The 18,034-nt window shown below is 39.0% G+C and carries 10 protein-coding genes; 8 read left to right on the top strand and 2 right to left on the bottom strand.

The features are described from left to right. The first annotated feature begins 31 nt into the window (after positions 1-31). On the top strand, positions 32-904 hold the full coding sequence (locus H9Q20_RS05100; RefSeq protein WP_262385583.1) for a glycosyltransferase family 2 protein: 873 nt from the start codon (positions 32-34) through the stop codon (positions 902-904). A gap of 61 nt (positions 905-965) precedes the next feature. Here the strand turns inward: H9Q20_RS05100 and H9Q20_RS05095 are convergent, their stop codons facing one another. Then, on the bottom strand, positions 966-1,310 hold the full coding sequence (locus H9Q20_RS05095) for a phosphomannose isomerase type II C-terminal cupin domain (protein WP_124639428.1): 345 nt from the start codon (positions 1,308-1,310) through the stop codon (positions 966-968). An 88-nt stretch (positions 1,311-1,398) separates the two neighbouring features. On the opposite strand from H9Q20_RS05095, the gene gltX reads away from it, so the two are divergent. The 3 genes from gltX (at position 1,399) to H9Q20_RS05080 (ending at position 5,169) form a co-directional block, all read left to right on the top strand. Then, positions 1,399-2,910, top strand: a complete 1,512-nt coding sequence (gene gltX / locus H9Q20_RS05090; RefSeq protein ID WP_187478436.1) for a glutamate--tRNA ligase — start codon at positions 1,399-1,401, stop codon at positions 2,908-2,910. 48 nt (positions 2,911-2,958) lie between these two features. Further along, positions 2,959-3,915 (top strand): acetyl-CoA carboxylase carboxyltransferase subunit alpha, encoded by a 957-nt coding sequence (locus tag H9Q20_RS05085; RefSeq protein ID WP_124639433.1) that lies wholly within the window; start codon positions 2,959-2,961, stop codon positions 3,913-3,915. Positions 3,916-3,984: 69 nt separating this feature from the next. Then, positions 3,985-5,169, top strand: a complete 1,185-nt coding sequence (locus H9Q20_RS05080; protein WP_187478435.1) for a M20/M25/M40 family metallo-hydrolase — start codon at positions 3,985-3,987, stop codon at positions 5,167-5,169. Positions 5,170-5,222: 53 nt separating this feature from the next. Here H9Q20_RS05080 and H9Q20_RS05075 read toward each other — a convergent pair whose 3' ends face one another. Further along, positions 5,223-5,789, bottom strand: a complete 567-nt coding sequence (locus H9Q20_RS05075) for a DUF6759 domain-containing protein (RefSeq protein ID WP_124639437.1) — start codon at positions 5,787-5,789, stop codon at positions 5,223-5,225. A 145-nt stretch (positions 5,790-5,934) separates the two neighbouring features. Between H9Q20_RS05075 and tsf the strand changes: the two genes are divergently transcribed. The 4 genes from tsf (at position 5,935) to H9Q20_RS05055 (ending at position 17,942) form a co-directional block, all read left to right on the top strand. Beyond that, positions 5,935-6,756, top strand: coding sequence for a translation elongation factor Ts (tsf, locus tag H9Q20_RS05070; protein ID WP_124639439.1), 822 nt, complete (start codon positions 5,935-5,937; stop codon positions 6,754-6,756). A 110-nt stretch (positions 6,757-6,866) separates the two neighbouring features. Continuing rightward, positions 6,867-10,988 (top strand): T9SS type B sorting domain-containing protein, encoded by a 4,122-nt coding sequence (locus H9Q20_RS05065; protein ID WP_187478434.1) that lies wholly within the window; start codon positions 6,867-6,869, stop codon positions 10,986-10,988. 125 nt (positions 10,989-11,113) lie between these two features. Then, the gene (locus H9Q20_RS05060; RefSeq protein WP_124639443.1) at positions 11,114-14,212 is read left to right on the top strand and encodes a T9SS type B sorting domain-containing protein; all 3,099 of its coding nucleotides are present in this window, start codon (positions 11,114-11,116) and stop codon (positions 14,210-14,212) included. 301 nt (positions 14,213-14,513) lie between these two features. Beyond that, on the top strand, positions 14,514-17,942 hold the full coding sequence (locus H9Q20_RS05055) for a T9SS type B sorting domain-containing protein (protein ID WP_187478433.1): 3,429 nt from the start codon (positions 14,514-14,516) through the stop codon (positions 17,940-17,942). The last annotated feature ends 92 nt before the right edge of the window (positions 17,943-18,034 follow it).

Here is an 18,034-nt window from a genome sequence, read left to right as displayed (position 1 = left end):
TCTTCCCTTAGTTAGTGTATTAATTCTGACAATGAATCATGAGAGATTCATTCAACAAGCTTGTGCATCGGCTTTGGCGCAGACCTATCCCAATTTGGAAATTATTTTGTTGGATAACTTGTCAGAAGACAAAACCTTTCAATTGGCAAAAGAATGCCTTTATGATACCCATAGAAAAACGGAAGTTTACCAAAATGCCGAACCGTTGGGTGTTGCCAAAAATCTCAATTTCTTGTTGTCCAAGGCTTCGGGGAAATACATTGGGATTCTTTCCGGTGATGATTGGTGGGACGAAAAGATGATCGCCGAAAAAGTGAAATTTTTAGAAGAGTCCAATTGTGATTTCGCTTTGTCTGATGGATACAAATTTATACAAGAAACTGCTGAGACTGTACCGGCGTATTCTGGAAAAGACAAAGAAAAAGTACAAAACATGTTGGCCGATTTTTTTCTGAAAAATGTTACAGAAAATAGAACGGTGAATGTGGGGACTTTTGCAAAAAAAAACATCCTCGATCTCCATCCTTTTGATGAAAATATACAGACAGAAGATTGGGACATGAATTTGCGCTTGACTCGTTTGGGATACAAATTGGGTTTTTTAGATCAAAAATTATTCTATTACAGGGTTTTGGATAACAGTTTGTCCAGAAACTGGAAAGCAATGTCGGATTCCTACAAAAAAGTAACCGATAAATATCTAGATGTCATACACTCCGACCCGGATTTGGCGAAAGACTACAAACAGCATTTGTTGAAATTTCAATATGAAATTTTACTTTCAGAAACCCAAGACAAGCAAAAAAGAAAATCTCTGAAAAAAGAATGGAAGAAAGAAAAGTATAAAATAAAATATACGCAGCCGTTGTTGTTTTTCAAATTACTTTTGCTTCATTTCAAATAAAAAAAAGGTTGCTCAACTATGGGCAACCTTCTTATTCTTATTCTTATTATTTCAGAATGGATTAATTTCTGTCGTAATCGTCTTCCAACCTCACAATATCATCTTCCCCGAAATAAGTACCCGTTTGTACTTCTATAAAAACAACGGGCTTGTCAGAAAGATTCATCATTCTGTGTTTTGCACCCAATGGGATAAAGATGCTTTCGCCGTAGTTCAAGGCAATTTCTTTTCCATCCAATACAACGGTTGCATTTCCTTCGATAACCGTCCATTGTTCTTGTCTTTTGTGGTGGTATTGGTACGATAGTTTTTGTCCCGGATTTACTTCAATTCTTTTTAATTTATAATGAGGTTCATCGGCCAATACAAAGTATTTCCCCCAAGGTCTTTCTCCTATTTCTAACATGGTTTTTTATTTTAATGCAAAAATAGTGATTTATTGAAAGCAAAAAGAACCTCATTTTTCATTAAATTTGCCGATTAAAATTTATAAAATGAGCAAAGTAAGAGTGCGATTTGCACCCAGTCCAACAGGACCATTGCATTTAGGAGGAGCCAGAACGGCTCTTTACGATTATCTTTTTGCTAAAAATAAAGGCGGAGATTTTGTACTTAGGATAGAAGATACCGATACGACCAGATATGTAGAGGGTGCAGAAGAGTACATTATGGAAGCCATGGAATGGTTCGGAATTGTTCCGGACGAAAGTCCAAAACACGGTGGACCTTATGGGCCGTACAGACAAAGCGAAAGAAGAGATATCTACGATCGTTATACCGAACAAATCCTAAAAACGGATTATGCGTACATCGCATTTGATACTCCTGAAGAATTGGACGCCATCCGTGCGGAATACGAAGCGAAAGGCGAAGTTTTCTCTTATGACAATAAAACCAGAAGTGCTCTTAGAAACAGCATTTCGCTATCAGAAGCTGAGGTGCAAGAATTGTTAGAGTCGAAAACTCCATTCGTAGTGAGATTCAAGATGCCTTTTGATAGAGTACTCAATCTGGAAGACATCATCCGTGGAAAATTTTCTGTAAATACCAATACTTTGGACGATAAAGTCTTGGTGAAAAATGACGGAATGCCAACCTATCATTTTGCCAACATTATCGATGATCACGAAATGAAAATCTCGCATATTATCCGCGGCGAAGAGTGGTTGCCGTCCATGGGACTTCATGTTTTGTTGTATGAAGCCATGGGTTGGGAGGCACCGGAATTTGCACACCTTTCTCTCATCCTAAAACCTGAAGGAAAAGGAAAACTAAGCAAAAGAGACGGGGACAAATTCGGATTCCCGGTTTTCCCACTGGATTTTAAAGATCCGCAAACGGGTGTGGTTTCTAACGGGTATAGAGAACAAGGGTATTTGCCCGAAGCTTTTGCTAATTTCTTGGCTTTGTTAGGCTGGAGTCCTGCCGATGACAAAGAAATTTTATCATTGGACGACATGGCAAAAGAATTTGATCTGAACAAAGTGCACAAAGCCGGAGCTCGTTTTTCCAAAGAAAAAGCAGAATGGTTCAACCATCAATACCTTCAGCAGAAATCCAATGACGAATTGGTGTCCTTGTTGAAAGCTTCTGTTCCGGAATTGTCCAATCATGATGAGGATAAATTAAATAGAATCGTTCAGTTGATGAAAGAACGAGCTACCTTCCCGAAAGATATTTTCGAAATGGGTAAATTTTTCTTTGTTGCACCAACTTCCTACGACGAAAAAGCTCTGAAAAAAGCATGGAATGAAGATACCCCAGCTGTTTTGACAGAGTTTGCCGATAAAATTTCGATTTTAGAAAAATTTGATGCTGAAAACATCAAAGAAAGCTTACATCAATTGGCCGAATCCAAAGGACTGGGCATGGGGAAAGTTATGATGCCGCTTCGATTGACTCTGGTGGGCGAATTAAAAGGTCCGGATGTCCCGGATATTATTGAAATACTTGGAAAAGAAGAGAGTACGAACAGAATCTTAAATGCTGTAAAGAATATTAACTAAGATTGGGATAATTTTTTTACATTTGAGGATTAAAATTCTAACAACAAAATGGAATACTTAAGTTTCGAAAAACCAATTGAAGAATTGATGGAACAATACCAAACTTGTTCATTGGTGGGAGAAGATGCCGGTGTAGATGTAAAGCTTGCCTGCAGCCAAATTGAAGATAAAATAATTGAAAAGAAAAAAGAAATCTACGGAAACCTAACCCCATGGGAAAGGGTACAACTATCAAGACATCCGGACAGACCCTATACACTTGACTTTATAGCCGGTATTGTCGATAAAGATTCGTTCTTGGAAATGCACGGAGATAGAAATTTTGCCGACGATCCTGCAATGATTGGTGGTATGGCAAAAATCGATGGACAAAGCGTAATGATCATCGGTACCCAAAAAGGAAGAACGACCAAAGAAAGACAACTCCGTCGTTTTGGTATGTCCAATCCCGAAGGCTATAGAAAAGCTTTGCGATTGATGAAGCTGGCAGAAAAATTTAACATTCCTGTAGTAACTTTAATCGATACACCAGGGGCTTATCCAGGACTAGAGGCAGAAGAAAGAGGACAAGGTGAAGCCATTGCAAGAAATATTTTTGAAATGACCATGCTGAAAACTCCAATTTTCTGCTATGTAATTGGTGAAGGTGCCAGTGGTGGAGCTTTAGGAATTGGCGTTGGTAACAAAGTGTACATGTTGGAAAACACTTGGTACACCGTAATCGCACCAGAATCGTGCTCGTCAATCCTTTGGAGGAATTGGAATCATAAAGAAGATGCTGCCAATGCTTTGAAACTGACTCCAAAAGATGCTCTGAATGAAAAGTTTATCGATGGAATTATCGAAGAACCTCTTGGTGGAGCACACTACGAGCCGGAAGTGGCTTATGAAAATCTAAAACAATCCATACTACAAAACATCAAGGCTTTTTCTAAATTTACAGGAAAAGAATTGGAAGCTCAAAGGCAAGAGAAGTTTATTGCTATGGGAAAATTTAAAGGATAAAAATAATTTTAAAAATAGAAAGCTGTCATCTGTTGGCGGCTTTCATTTTTTTTAGACAACAAAACGAGAATGATTTTTAAAAAAATACTTACATCATCATTGTTGGGAGCATCTTTTATAGGATTGATGGCTCAGTCATTCATACCTGCTTACTCCACCAGAGCCAATCAGGTGACACAGACCAATGTCAATACTCTTTTGCAAGAGTTTGAAGCCTTAGGTATAAAAAAAACAGGTACTGTTGCCAATGAAAATGCTTTGCAATGGATAAAAGCCAAGTATCTTAACTTCGGATATTCTGCAGGACAGATTGTCGAAGATGCCTTTTCTTACAACAACGGGATGTCTACGGTCAATTCAAAAAATTTGGTCATCACCAAAACAGGAACCACATATCCCAACACTTTTGTGATTATTTGTGGACATTTTGATACCATCAACGGGCCGGGTGTAGACGACAACGGAAGTGGGACTGCAGCGATTTTGGAAGTTGCTAGGATACTGAAAGATGTTCCAACAGAATATTCGATAAAGTTCATTCATTTTTCTGGTGAAGAGCAAGGGCTAAAAGGAAGTGCCCATTATGTAAATTCTGTGGTGAATGCGACCAATCCTAAAATGAATATCAAGTTGGTTTTCAACTTGGACCAAGTTGGAGGCAAGATAGGAAATAATAACAATACCATCTATTGTGACCAAGATATGGGTGGGCTTTCGTCTAACAATGCGGCATCCCAAGCCATTACTTTGCAATTGGCCAATTGCACCACGCTGTATTCACCATTGCTAACCGCTTACGACCCTGCTGCCAATTCGGATTATATTCCTTTTGAACAAAATGGAGAAATTATTACCGGTTTTTACGAATATACCAGAGGATATCTGGAACATTCAGCCAACGATACCTTGGCCAATGTGGACAAAGTGTATGTCAAAAATGTAGCCATGGCATCTGTAGGAGCAGCGCAGCATTTTGCAGTAGCACAAAGTACTTTAGCAACCTCCGAGTCGTCTTTGGCAGATGATCAATTTCAAATATATCCAATCCCGACACAAAATGTATTGAATATTGATTTTGTTGAGGTTGGCAATGCTCAATTCATTTTCGACTTGATCGATGCTTCTGGTAGGTTGGTGATGACATCTCAAAACCAAAAACAAATAGATGTAACCGCTTTGGATACTGGGATATACATTGGAAGATTGAAAATAAAAGATAAAATTTTCCAAAAGAAAATCATCATTAAGAAATAAACAAAAGCTATCCTAAAGAAAGGGTAGCTTTTGTTTTATAAACTCTGAAAGGATTATCGGTCGTTCAGCGCCAAAGAGATGTTGTTTTGAATTGTTTTGGTGGAAGAATAAATGGCATTGCAAACATTGGTGGTTAGTGTGTAGGTGCCTTTTGAGACTTCGATAAAGTTTTTTCCTCTTGCTGGGACTTCCAATTTATAGTTTTTGTTTCCACTGAATTTTAAAACAAAACTACACTTGGACTTATTTTCAACCAAAAGTACAGCACTTTTTGAACTGGGATCTGGGTTGAATAAGTTGTTGAGCATAGAAACTGTTTTACCATTTTTTTCAGATTTGAAAACTATATTTTCATTATGAACTGTTTTTACTTTAGGAGATTCGCTAGAAGTTGATGTGCTAGTGTTTTGACTGATAAGTCCGATTAGTTTAGATTTTAACACGCCAAGGTTGGGGTGATCGGGGTTGTTTTTTATAAAGCCGGCAATGGTTTTGGTATCGTTACTTGAAATAGCTTCTTCATAGGTGTGGCTTGTTGCTGTAGGGATATTCTTTTTTTTCTGGGCGAATGAAATGGTCCCAAAGCAGAAAATCAGATAGATAATGAAACATCTCTTCATAATAATTAAATATTTGGCGGTTGTGAAATTAATATTTTTTCTATAACGCAGAAACATTATTTTTAGTTTGTTTGAAAATTATTATCTTTGCATCGCTCAAAATTGAGTAAAATAATGAAGTGTAATTAATAAACAAATAACAGATATGTACACACCAGTAGCGGCAGATGTAGCCAAACTAAGAAACACGACAGGTGCAGGAATGATGGACTGCAAAAAAGCTTTAGTAGAAGCAGAAGGCGATTTTGAAAAAGCAATTGAGATCCTTAGAAAAAAAGGTCAAAAAGTAGCTGCAAATAGAGCAGATAGAGAATCTACTGAAGGTGCTGTTATTGCAAAAGTAAACCAAGATAACACCGCAGGTGTAATTGTAACTTTAAGCTGCGAGACTGACTTCGTTGCAAAAAATGATGCATTCGTTGAGTTGGCTCACGAACTAGCAGAGCAAGCTTTGGCTTATGCTACAAAAGAAGAATTTTTGTCTTCTGACTTCCACGGACTTTCAGTTGCTGAAAAATTAATCGAGCAAACTGGCGTAATCGGTGAGAAAATTGAGATCGGAGCTTTCGAAAGAATCGAAGGTCCTTTCCTAGGAGCTTATATCCATGCAGGTAACAAAATCGCGTCCATTACTTCGCTTTCTGCAAATGTAGATGGCGCTATAGATGCTGCTAAAGCAGTTTCTATGCAAGTTGCTGCAATGAACCCAATCGCTTTGGACGAAACTCAGGTTTCTCAAGAAATTATTGAAAAAGAATTGGAAATCGAAAGAGAATTGCTTACTAAAGAAGGTAAACCAGAAAACATCATCGAAAACATCTTGAAAGGTAAAATGCAAAGATTCTACAAAGACAATACTTTGGTACACCAAGCATTCATCAAAGATAACGCTGTTTCTGTTGCAGATTATGTTAAGTCTGTAAATGCAGATCTTAAAGTAGCTGGATTCAAGAGAGTTAGCTTGTAATACTTTTTACAAAACATATTTCAAACTCCGCAATATTTTGCGGAGTTTTTTTGTATGTCTTTGATTATTAATAACTACATTTGTCTCCCATTTTTTTTAACAACCCATCAATGAGAAAGTTATTTTTACTGCTTTTTTTATCATTATTTAATTTTTCTTTTGCACAATTGGATACCGAACATTGGTTTGCACCCATGTCGGCACAGGCAGGAGCTGGGAATCTTCAAAGTTATTTGTACTTGTCAACCAACGAAACAACTCCCTTTTTGGTCGAGGTTTATAACGATAACATCCAGATTGCTACCGTCACCATCAGTAAAAATAACCCTCAGAAAGTTAATATTCCGGGGAGTTATATGGTGACCACCAATAGTGTTGATCTTTTCACACCCAATGGAATGGGACTTTATGTGAAAGGTGCTAAAAAATTCTATGCCAATTATCGTTTTTCGGTAACCAACCATGCCGAAATCATCACCTCCAAAGGGATGGCCGGTTTGGGAAAAAAATTCTATGCAGCCATGGCTCCCAATACAACTTCATTGTATTATGTCAGTTCTATGATTGGGATTATTGCAACCGAAGACAATACGACGGTTACTCTATCGGGGTACGATGCCGGGGTTGTCTTTTCTAACGGCAGCACGACCATAACCCAGACCGTAACCCTCAATCGTGGGCAGTCGTACATTGCAGATGTCGTAAGTTCTTCGGCGAATGCCAATCTTACGGGGTTGGTTGGGACTAAAATTGTTGCCAACAAGCCCATCTCTGTTACCAATGGTAACTTCAACGGAATCTACACCATTTATAACTCGTCCAATAACGATATTTTGATGGATCAGTCTGTGCCAGTGGATCGTTTGGGGAAAGATTTTGTACTGGTAAAAGGAAATGGACCGCAAACTTCGGGGATGGAAGCTGCTTTGGTGGTGGCTACAGAAAACGGAACAACAATTACCGTGAACGGAGTGAACAATGGCCTCACCTTGAACGAAGGTGAATACGCTTTAATTGATGGGGTGGATTATATCAACCAAGGGAATAACCATTACAACATGTCCATTTCTACCAATAAAAATGCCTATGTATATCAATTGTTAGCAGGTGCTGGGACTGGATCTTATTATGCAACTGGAGGTTTTAATTACATCCCACCTGTTAGTTGTTTTTTACCAAACACAGTTGGAGAAATTGGTTTAATCAATCAAATTGGAAACGATAATTACAATACAAAACTCAATATCCTTACCCAAACCGGTGCATTGGTAACGGTAAATGGAGTGACACCACCGTTGACATATGGGCCTTATCCGGTTACAGGCAATCCGAATTGGGTTTCGTATTCGGTGCCCAACATGTCAGGAAATGTTTCTGTTCAGTCTTCAAAATCGGTAACGGCCGGTATTGCTGCCGGAAGCGGTGCTGTAGGTTATGGAGGTTATTTTGCTGGCTTTTCTTCGGTTCCGGCGATAACTAAAACTGGAAATTGCTTTTCCGGAGTCAAATTGCAAGTTGATAATTCTTTTGACGCTTACCAATGGTATCTAAATGGTGTTGCTATTCCCGGTGCTACCAATTATTTTATTGATCCTGAGTTGTACGGATCGGGAAATTTTACCGTTTTGGTGACCAAAAATAATTGTGAATCTAAATTGACTGATGTTTATTCCTACACGGCTTGTCCGCCAATGCCAACAGTGACATACGACATGGGTTCTTGTCAAACGAAATCCATAACACCGGTATTTACCATTAATACAACACAAAATATTGATCCGACAAAAACTCAAATCGTGGGAATGCCTACCGTTGGAAATGCGGTGGTAAATACAACAACCGGCATCATTTCTTATACTCCCAATGCGGGTTTAACCAATAACACAACCGATTCTTTTGTTTATTATATTGAAGGAAATGGCAATCCGGCAGCAAGTCAGTATATAAAAGTGGTGCTGAATATCGATGTTCTAAAAACCAATAACGCAGGGCCTCTAACCTCTTGTGCAGATGCTAATGGAAATGGAATTTTCGATTTGACCGCAGCAAACATAACACCCCACACCGGAGTTACCATTCAGTATTATGCCAATGCCAATCTTACCAATCCCATTGCTACACCTGCAGCATATTCGGGGCCAGCAGGAAATGTTCATGCTCAAGTAACTTCAGCATTCGGTTGTACGGCAGTGGTGTTGATAACCTTAGAAACCAATCCAAAACCGAATATTAATACTGCCAACTTTAACTCTGTATTTTGTGACGATGATTTGGATGGAAGTGTATCCATTAATTTTAATTCGATTACGCCACAAATTGTGAACAATGCCGGGCAATTTTTAGTGAAATATTATTTGAACCAAGCCGATGCAACAACTGGCAATGCCAATGTGTTACCTGTCAATTGGAACTATACAATGCCAACTACCGTTTTTGTGCGCGTTGAAGGTTTGGCAGGGAATTCTTGTCCTACGGTTTTTGGGCAAATAAATTTCAGCTTCGGAACGAAAATTCCTACGCTAAGCAATCAGGCTACCACTTCGGTTTGTGACAACAATTTGGATAATTCCGAAACGGTTAATTTGAATGATTATAAAAACCTATTTACAACAGATCCCAATACCGTTCTAACATTTTACCAGTCTTTGGCAAATGCTCAAAATGGACAAAATCCGATTGCGGCAACTCAGATTGTAGGTGCTGGCGGTGGAATTTTTTATATTCGTTTGCAAAATGCTTCCGAATGTCCAACGGTGGTTGTGTTGAACATTCAGTTGAAACAACCAACGGCTTCTGCTGTGCTCACCAATCAGGTGGTCTGTGCAAATACCAATGCTACTTTGGATGTAGGACCGGGCTTTGATGCTGTACTTTGGAGTACGGGGGCTACAACTCAAACCGTATCGGTTGGGGTGGGAAATTATTTTGTAGATCTTACCAAAAACGGGTGTGTCTATCGTCAGAATGTGTCTGTGACTTCTGTTCCTGCTCCTAACCTCAACACCAATAATTTTAACGGTACAATTTGCGACGATAATTTAGACGGGTCGGTAACCGTGAATTTTACAAACATCACCCCTCAAATTGTTAACAATCCAACATCGTTTAATGTTAGGTATTATTCAAATGTGGGCGATGCCAATGCCGGGAATAACAATACGCTGCCAAACAACTGGACTTTTAATGCGACAACTACTGTTTTTGTTCGTGTTGATGGGCTAACCGGGAACTGTCCACCAGCAATTGGTCAGATACAATTGAGCATTGGTGGAAAGGTTCAGTTAATCACAGCAATTGTAGAAACTTCGGTATGCGATAGCGATTTGAGTGGTTCAGAATCTGTGAGTCTTAACGATTACAAAAACTTTTTCACCATAGATCCTGCGGTATCTTTAACATTTTACACATCGCTTGCCAATGCGCAATCTGGTACAAATGCAATTCCTGCTGTTCAGAATATTTCTGGTGCTTCAGGTGTTTTTTATGTGAGATTTACCAGTGCTACAGCTTGTCCAGAAGTGGCGAAGCTGACAATAAATTTATCCAATCCAAAGTCATCAACCACCTTGCAGGATAAGGTTATTTGTGCCTCGGCAAGTACTCTTTTAGATGCGGGAGCCGGATTTACATCTTACCTTTGGAGCAACGGTGCGACTTCACAGTCCGTCACAGTTGGTGTTGGAAATTATTTTGTTGATTTAGGTTTTAACGGTTGTATCTATCGACAATATGTTAATGTTACGGCAGCAGAAATGCCGGTGATCGATAAGATAGATGTTAGCGGATTTAATGCTACAATTTATGTATCTGGAGGTACGCAACCTTACCAATACTCTTTGGATGGGATGAATTGGCAATCGTCCAATGTATTTACGGGCTTAACCAGAGGTTTGCATAAGGTTTATGTGCTTTCGGCAGATCGTTGTAACCCTGTAACTAAGGAGTTTTTGGTTCTGAATCTGCAAAATTTTATCACTCCAAATGGAGATGGTATCAATGATGTTTTGGACTATTCCGATCTTAGGGTTAAGAAAGATGTTTCTATAGAAATTGTTGATCGTTATGGAAAAACGGTTTTCAAAAATCATGGAAATTATTACATTTGGGACGGAAAAGTGGGCGGAAGAGCCTTGAATACTGGGAATTATTGGTATCTTCTAAAATGGACAGATCCTGATACTCAGGAGAAAAAACAATATTCCGGGTGGGTCTTATTGAAAAATAGAGATTAATGTCTGAAATAATAAAATGTCGAGATTTTCTCGACATTTTTTCATATATGTCAAAATTTGCAGGTGTATTTTAGATGTTCTTTTTGTTTTTATTGTTATATTTGGCAAATTAATAGTCAGTAATTATGAAAAAATCTTTATTATTATTTTTTCTCTTGGTTGCCATGCAGGTATTTGCCCAAAGAGATACCGACCATTGGTTTGCTCCAATGGTAGAGAGACAATCAATTGGGACCAACAACCAAAATTTGTATTTATCTACCGATGTTACCACTCCTTTTGATGTCAACATCTATAGCAATGCCAATTTTACAACACCTATTGCTACGGTAACAGGTTTGAGTAAAGGAAATCCCAAAACAGTAGTGATCCCAAAGGCAAACATTGTAACCACCGGGAATCCATCAGCAGAAATTTTTAACACCAATTGCAAAATGGGGATCTTCGTAAAAGGAGCAAGTCCATTTTTTGCAAGATTAGGTATTACATCCAGTACCACCCATGCCGAGATTGTTACCTCGAAAGGTAGAGCGGGATTGGGGAACGAGTTTTTCTCCGTAAATACCGAGATGTATTACGATTCGACTGTAGCTAATTTTATGACTAGTATTATGGCTACGGAAGACAATACTCAAGTAACGGTTTCTGGATACAGTCCCATTGTTCAGTTTTCTAACGGAACATCAGCACCAACAATGACATTCACCCTTAATAAAGGACATTCGTACATTATCGAAGGCTGGAATACAGGGAACAACTTTAACGCATTTATCGGGGCAAAAATTGTTGCCAGCAAACCGGTATCCGTAACCAACGGTAACTATAACGGTAACTATGCCAGTACCGGAAATTTTGAAGGTTCGGACATCATCATGGACCAATCGGTTCCGACCAACAGATTGGGAGATACCTTTGCTATGATCAAAGGAAATGGTAATATTGGTGAAACCATGGAAGGAGCAATGGTCGTTGCAACCGAAGACAACACCCAACTTTTTGTGAACGACGAAACGACTCCTTTAGCTACTCTGAATACAGGTCAGTATTATAGAATCCCAGAAACAAAGTACATCAACCAAGCCGGATCTGGACACTACAATATGTACATCCATACCACCAAAAATGTTTATGTGTATCAATTAATTGGTGGACAGTCGGATAGTAACGCAACGGAAGGGTTTAACTACATACCGCCGTTGAACTGTTTCCTACCAAAGAAAATCGATGAACTAGGAAATATTAACTTGAACCCTGGAGTTGTGCCTACGAAACTAAATATCGTAACTGAAACAGGTGCGACAGTAACAGCAACCAGCAACGGTACACCGTTGACATTAAGTGGACCTTTTCCTTTGACAGGAAATGCTGCTTGGGTAACTTACTCTGTACCTAATGTTCAAGGAACGATTGTGGTGAACTCGACCAGCGCAGTAACAGCGGGTATCTCTGCAGGATCCGGAACTTCAGGTTATGGAGGATATTTTGCAGGGGTTTCTACCATTCCGGTAATTACTAAAATGTCTGGCGAATGTATTCCGGGGATTGTTTTGGAAGTACCAGAAGGTTTTGATTATTATCAATGGAATCTAAATGGAAATCCAATACCAGGAGCCAATACACATACTTATACTCCAATGCAACCGGGCAATTATACCTGTACGGTAAATGTCGGAAACTGTACACCCAAAACGACTCCTATTTTTAAAGTTTTCTCGTGTACAATTCAAAAAACAATAAATGTTAATGTTTGCGGATCGGCAATGTTTACGCCATCATTTGCAGGGACAATTTCAACACAAACGGTTAATCCAGGATCTGTAGTTATTACTACTCAACCGGCACACGGTACAGCTGTTGTAAATGCCAATGGAACCATTACTTATACCCCAACTCCAGGTTATTTAGGACCGGATACATTTGTGTATGAATTCCAAGGAAATGCGCCTGAGTTTTTCGATTCAATGCAAGTTACAGTAAACATTAATGTGGTACAGTTGGAAACTTTAACGCCAACCATTAAAGCATGTAACAACAACGATGCTCAAACGGCAGAGTTTGATCTGACTTCAGCAGTTGTGACTACCTATCCGGGAAATCATACCAAGAAATATTTCAAAACCATGGCAGATCTAACTGCTGGAACCAATCAAATAGCCAATCCAACAAATTATGTTTCTGGACCAACGACGATTTATGTGAAAATTGAAACACCAGAGGGTTGTTCTGATGATACAACAATCAAACTAGAATTCTATCCTCTGCCAGAAGTTACTCCGGTAACAATTTCATCATGCTTCTTGGATAATGATAATACCAAAGCTTCTTTTGACCTAACAACGGCCAATATCACGACAACGGCACCTGTAACTAAAAAATATTATCCAACTTTGGCCGATGCTACAGCAGTGGGTAATGGAACAAATGCCATCAACAATCCAACAGCATACATCAGTGGCGATGGTGCAGTTTATGTAAGGGTAATCAACGATAACCAATGCTATCGAGTGGTAAAAGTGACCTTGTTTGTCATCAAACCAAAACCATCAGCCTTATTGGTGGATAAATACATTTGTATCGAAGATACGACGACTTTGGATGCAGGTCCTGGATATACGGCTTATTTGTGGAGCAATGGTGCGACTACGCAGTCCATCTCGAATATGCCAGTAGGAGATTATTTTGTAACTCTATCTCATGACGGTTGTAATACAAAACAATTTGTTAGAGTTTTGGAAGCTCCGAAACCTATCATCTCTCAGGTGGATATTACCAACAATACCGTGACACTTACGGTAACAAACGGTCAAGCTCCGTACCAATATTCACTAGACGGTATCAATTGGCAAGCGTCCAATGTATTTACAGGATTGCCAAGAGGTGAAAATAAATTCTATGTAAAAGATGCTTTCGATTGTGAGCCGATCATGATCCAAGTAACCGTACCGAATTTCATCAATGCAATTACACCGAACAACGATGGTGTGAACGATTACATCGATTATACAGAGTTGGCTTATAAAGACAATTTCTCTTTTGTAATCTACGACCGTTATGGTAAAAAGATTGCTACGCTGGACAAAGCAAGTAACTACCATTGGGATGGTAAATTCCAAGGTAAGAGATTGAATACCGGTACATATTGGTATCATGTTACTTGGAATGAAAGAGATGCGAACCAAACTTTGGTGAACTATTCTGGATGGATCTTGTTGAAGAATTTTTAATACTTCTTACTATTAATACGAAAGCACAGTCAATTTGGCTGTGCTTTTTTTATTATTTTAGAGCCTGTTTAAATTTTATATCTGGATTTTTTTATACCGATATTTAGATGGATTTTGAGTTATAAAATTGAAGTTTTAGCGGGCTAAAACAAAAATTTAAAATACAAAATATGCTAAATAGAATATAAAAAGGCAGATAAGAAAGATTAGAAATTACCGAACTATTATTTTGGTAAAATTTAAACGGGCTCTTAATATAAAGACAATATTTATTTATAAATTTGTTTGAAACCTATTGAATATGAGAAAACTGTATTTCCTTTGTTTTTTTATGTTGTTATCTTGTCTAACTTTTGCACAGTTGGATAGAAAGCATTGGTTTGCTCCCATGGTGGATAGGACCGGAAATCCATTCCAACATCAGACTTTATACCTGTCAACCAACAGGACAACGCCTTTTCCGGTAAAGATTTTCAGCAACAATGTTCAGATTGCAAGCGTAACAATCAGTAAAGGAAATCCTCAAAAATACAATGTGCCAAGGGATTTTATTATTACCACAAACCAGAACGATTTGTTTACGCCCACTTCAAAAGGCCTCTATCTGGAAGCGGATTTTACCTATTATGCCAACCTTAGGTTTTCGGTCTATAACCATGCCGAAATCATCACTTCAAAAGGGATTCCCTCAACCGGCACTCTGTTTTATGCAGCCATGATGCCGGTGACAACGGATCCTGTGAGTCCTTACCTTAACTTTATGACCGGTATTTTGGCAACGGAAGACAATACTCAGGTTACGATTTCCGGTTACAGTCCTGCCGTACTGTTTTCCAACGGAATTAGCGGTGCAACACAACCTACGATTACTTTTAACCTAAACAAAGGGCAGTCGTACATTATTGATGGTTTGGCTAATCTGTCCCAAAACACGGATGCTTTTATCGGGGCAAAAATTCAATCTACAAAACCAGTCAATGTCACTAATGGTAATTTTAACGGGCAATATGCAGGTAACATTACTTCCAGCTCGGACATTTTGATGGATCAATCGGTGCCGGTCAATCAGTTGGGAGATGAGTTTATCTTGGTGAAAGGAAATGGAACTTTGGGATCCAATATGGAAGGAGCAATAGTTGTGGCTACCCAAGACAATACTCAGATTTTTGTGAATAACGAAACTGTTCCTGTGGCGACCATCAATACAGGGAAGTATTTTGTTATTCCCGATAGCAAATATCAGCTTCAAGGGAATGGGCATTACAATCTGTACATTCAAACCAGTAAAAATGCGTATGTCTATCAAATGCTTGCCGGTAGCGACGGTACTGCCGAGGCGGCAACCGGAGGATTTAATTTTATTCCGGCACTCAATTGTTATCTTCCAAAACAGATAAACGAGTTGGGTTTGATCGATGAAAATTTTGTGGTTTCTAATGCCAATTCAAACGGAATACTGAACATCCCGACAAAATTGAATTTGGTAACTGAAAAAAATGCAATAGTAACGGTCAATGGAGTTGTGCCACCGGCAACAACTGGACCTTTTAGCATCACCGGGAACAACAATTGGGTTACTTATGGCATACCAAATGTTAGTGGGACATTAACCATAAATTCGACCAAAGCGATTACAGCCGGTATTACAGCCGGATCGGATGCTGTAGGTTACGGTGGTTTTTTTGCGGGATTTCCCACTCAGCCCATAATTTTGTCTTCCGGTGGGACTTGTATTCCGGGAATTACTCTTTCTGTGGATCCCGTAGTTTACGAACAGTACCAATGGTTTCTGAATGGTCAAGCAATACCTGGTGCTAATAGTCCTACTTTTTCCCCGACCGTACCTGGGAATTATACGGCTTCAGTAGTTATGGGATCGTGTGCACCTTTGGTTACTGAAAAATTTAAAGTTCAAAAATGTTTACTGAATTCTACTGCTGTATATTCCATTTGCACACCACAAACCATACTTCCGGTTTTATCGTCACCAAGCATTCCGCAGTCAATCCTTCCGTCGTCGGTGTCGGTTGTTGGTCAGCCCACTTTAGGTACGGCAGTTGTAAATCCTACAACCGGACAGATCATTTACACACCAAATACGCCCAACAGTGTGGCAACCGATACATTTACCTATACTTTTTGTGGAGACCATGCCGAGTTTCCAGAATGCGAAACGGTAACGGTCACCATTCATATTCAACAGATTGTGGTGAATAATGCATCGCTGCAAGTCTGTAATAACAATGGTTTTGGAGTTTTTAATCTTAGCAATGCGGTGGTTACATCTGCCAATCCTGTGAGCTATTCCTACTATCCCACCTTGACCGATGCTCAAAATGAAAATCCCGCGGCTTTAATTAATGGTTTTACCACTTATTCTGCACCTCACGGAACGCAAGTTTTTGTTGTGGTCAAGAATGCGAGCGGTTGCAAATCCATTGCGCAAATTACCTTGAATTTATTTAACTTGGCTGTTGTTTCTAACTACAACGGTGTTTTTTGTGATGATGATTTTGATGGCGATGCAGAGGTGAACTTGAACACCATTACCGCTCAGGTATTGAACAATCCAACCTATTTTACCAATGTAAGATACTATGCCAATCTGGTCGATGCTAACGCTGGTAATAACAATACGCTTCCGAATAACTGGTCTTTTGGCACAGCAACAACCATCTACATCAGAGTCGATTCTCCGGATGGCTGTCCTGCAGTGATTAAAGCTTTGAATTTTACGATAGGTGCAAAGGTAGCTATAACTCAGTCTTTGGCGACTCAAACTATTTGTGATGATAATTTTGACGGTACCAAATTGGTGAATCTCAACGATTATATCCAACTTTTTACCACAGATTCTTCGGTAATTCCACAATTTTTTTCTACCCTAAACAACGCTCAATTGGGCACAAATCCCATCAGCAGTCAGACGGTCATTAACGGGTTGACCTCTGTATTTATTCGGTTTACGAAAACGGGACTTTGTCCAAATATAGCCACACTTCAGCTCGACATCAAAACCCCTAAAAAATCGGATGTTCTGCTCGATAAAGTGATCTGTACGAATGAGAAAACCGACTTGGATGCCGGTTCGGGTTTTGAAAATTATCTTTGGAGTACGGGTGCTACGACACAACAGATATCCAATGTGGGACCTGGAAACTATTGGGTCGAACTTACTTTTAACGGTTGCGTGTATAAACAATTGGTGGAGGTATCGACACTTCCGTTGCCGGAAATTACTGCGATAGACATCAAAGATAGAGATGTTACGGTAACGGTTGTTGGTGGAAATCCACCGTATCAATATTCTTTAGACGGACAAAATTGGCAAAGTTCCAATGTGTTTTTGGATTTGGATTGGGGAAATTATACCGTGTATGTTAAGGACATAACAGCATGCAGCATCATCAACAAACCGTTTACCATCATCAATTTAATCAATGCCATAACTCCGAACGGCGATGGTATGAATGAAACTTTAGACTATTCATCACTTTTGCAAAAGACGGATCCTTCACTGAAAATTTTTGACCGTTATGGAAACGAGATTTTTAGAGGGAATGCTTCCAACCGATTTATTTGGGACGGTAGGATCTACGGAAGGCCTGTGCCTACAGCAACTTATTGGTACATAATCGAATGGAAAGAACTGGGCAGTTCCATACAAATCCGACATACCAGTTGGCTGCTTGTGAAGCATAGAAATGATAACTATTTTAAAGGAAAGTGAAATTGATTTATTTTGTCAATGAGATTCTTGAAAATTACAAATTCAATTTTTTAATAGATTTATCATACCTTTGGCATTCAAAATAATTAAAT

It is taken from the genome of Amniculibacterium sp. G2-70 (assembly GCF_014353055.1).
GTDB classification, from domain to species: domain Bacteria; phylum Bacteroidota; class Bacteroidia; order Flavobacteriales; family Weeksellaceae; genus Amniculibacterium; species Amniculibacterium aquaticum.
The sequence above is the reverse complement of the archived record's forward strand: the minus strand, read 5'-3'. Positions and strand labels throughout refer to the sequence as shown.

What these genes read in the sequence shown, in the direction of transcription:
- H9Q20_RS05060 (WP_124639443.1), top strand. Translation starts at nt 11,114, where the DNA reads ATGAAAAAATCTTTATTATTATTTTTTCTCTTGGTTGCCATGCAGGTA.
- H9Q20_RS05100 (WP_262385583.1), top strand. Translation starts at nt 32, where the DNA reads ATGAATCATGAGAGATTCATTCAACAAGCTTGTGCATCGGCTTTGGCG.
- H9Q20_RS05075 (WP_124639437.1), bottom strand. Translation starts at nt 5,789, where the DNA reads ATGAAGAGATGTTTCATTATCTATCTGATTTTCTGCTTTGGGACCATT.
- tsf (WP_124639439.1), top strand. Translation starts at nt 5,935, where the DNA reads ATGTACACACCAGTAGCGGCAGATGTAGCCAAACTAAGAAACACGACA.
- H9Q20_RS05065 (WP_187478434.1), top strand. Translation starts at nt 6,867, where the DNA reads ATGAGAAAGTTATTTTTACTGCTTTTTTTATCATTATTTAATTTTTCT.
- H9Q20_RS05085 (WP_124639433.1), top strand. Translation starts at nt 2,959, where the DNA reads ATGGAATACTTAAGTTTCGAAAAACCAATTGAAGAATTGATGGAACAA.
- H9Q20_RS05080 (WP_187478435.1), top strand. Translation starts at nt 3,985, where the DNA reads ATGATTTTTAAAAAAATACTTACATCATCATTGTTGGGAGCATCTTTT.
- H9Q20_RS05095 (WP_124639428.1), bottom strand. Translation starts at nt 1,310, where the DNA reads ATGTTAGAAATAGGAGAAAGACCTTGGGGGAAATACTTTGTATTGGCC.
- gltX (WP_187478436.1), top strand. Translation starts at nt 1,399, where the DNA reads ATGAGCAAAGTAAGAGTGCGATTTGCACCCAGTCCAACAGGACCATTG.
- H9Q20_RS05055 (WP_187478433.1), top strand. Translation starts at nt 14,514, where the DNA reads ATGAGAAAACTGTATTTCCTTTGTTTTTTTATGTTGTTATCTTGTCTA.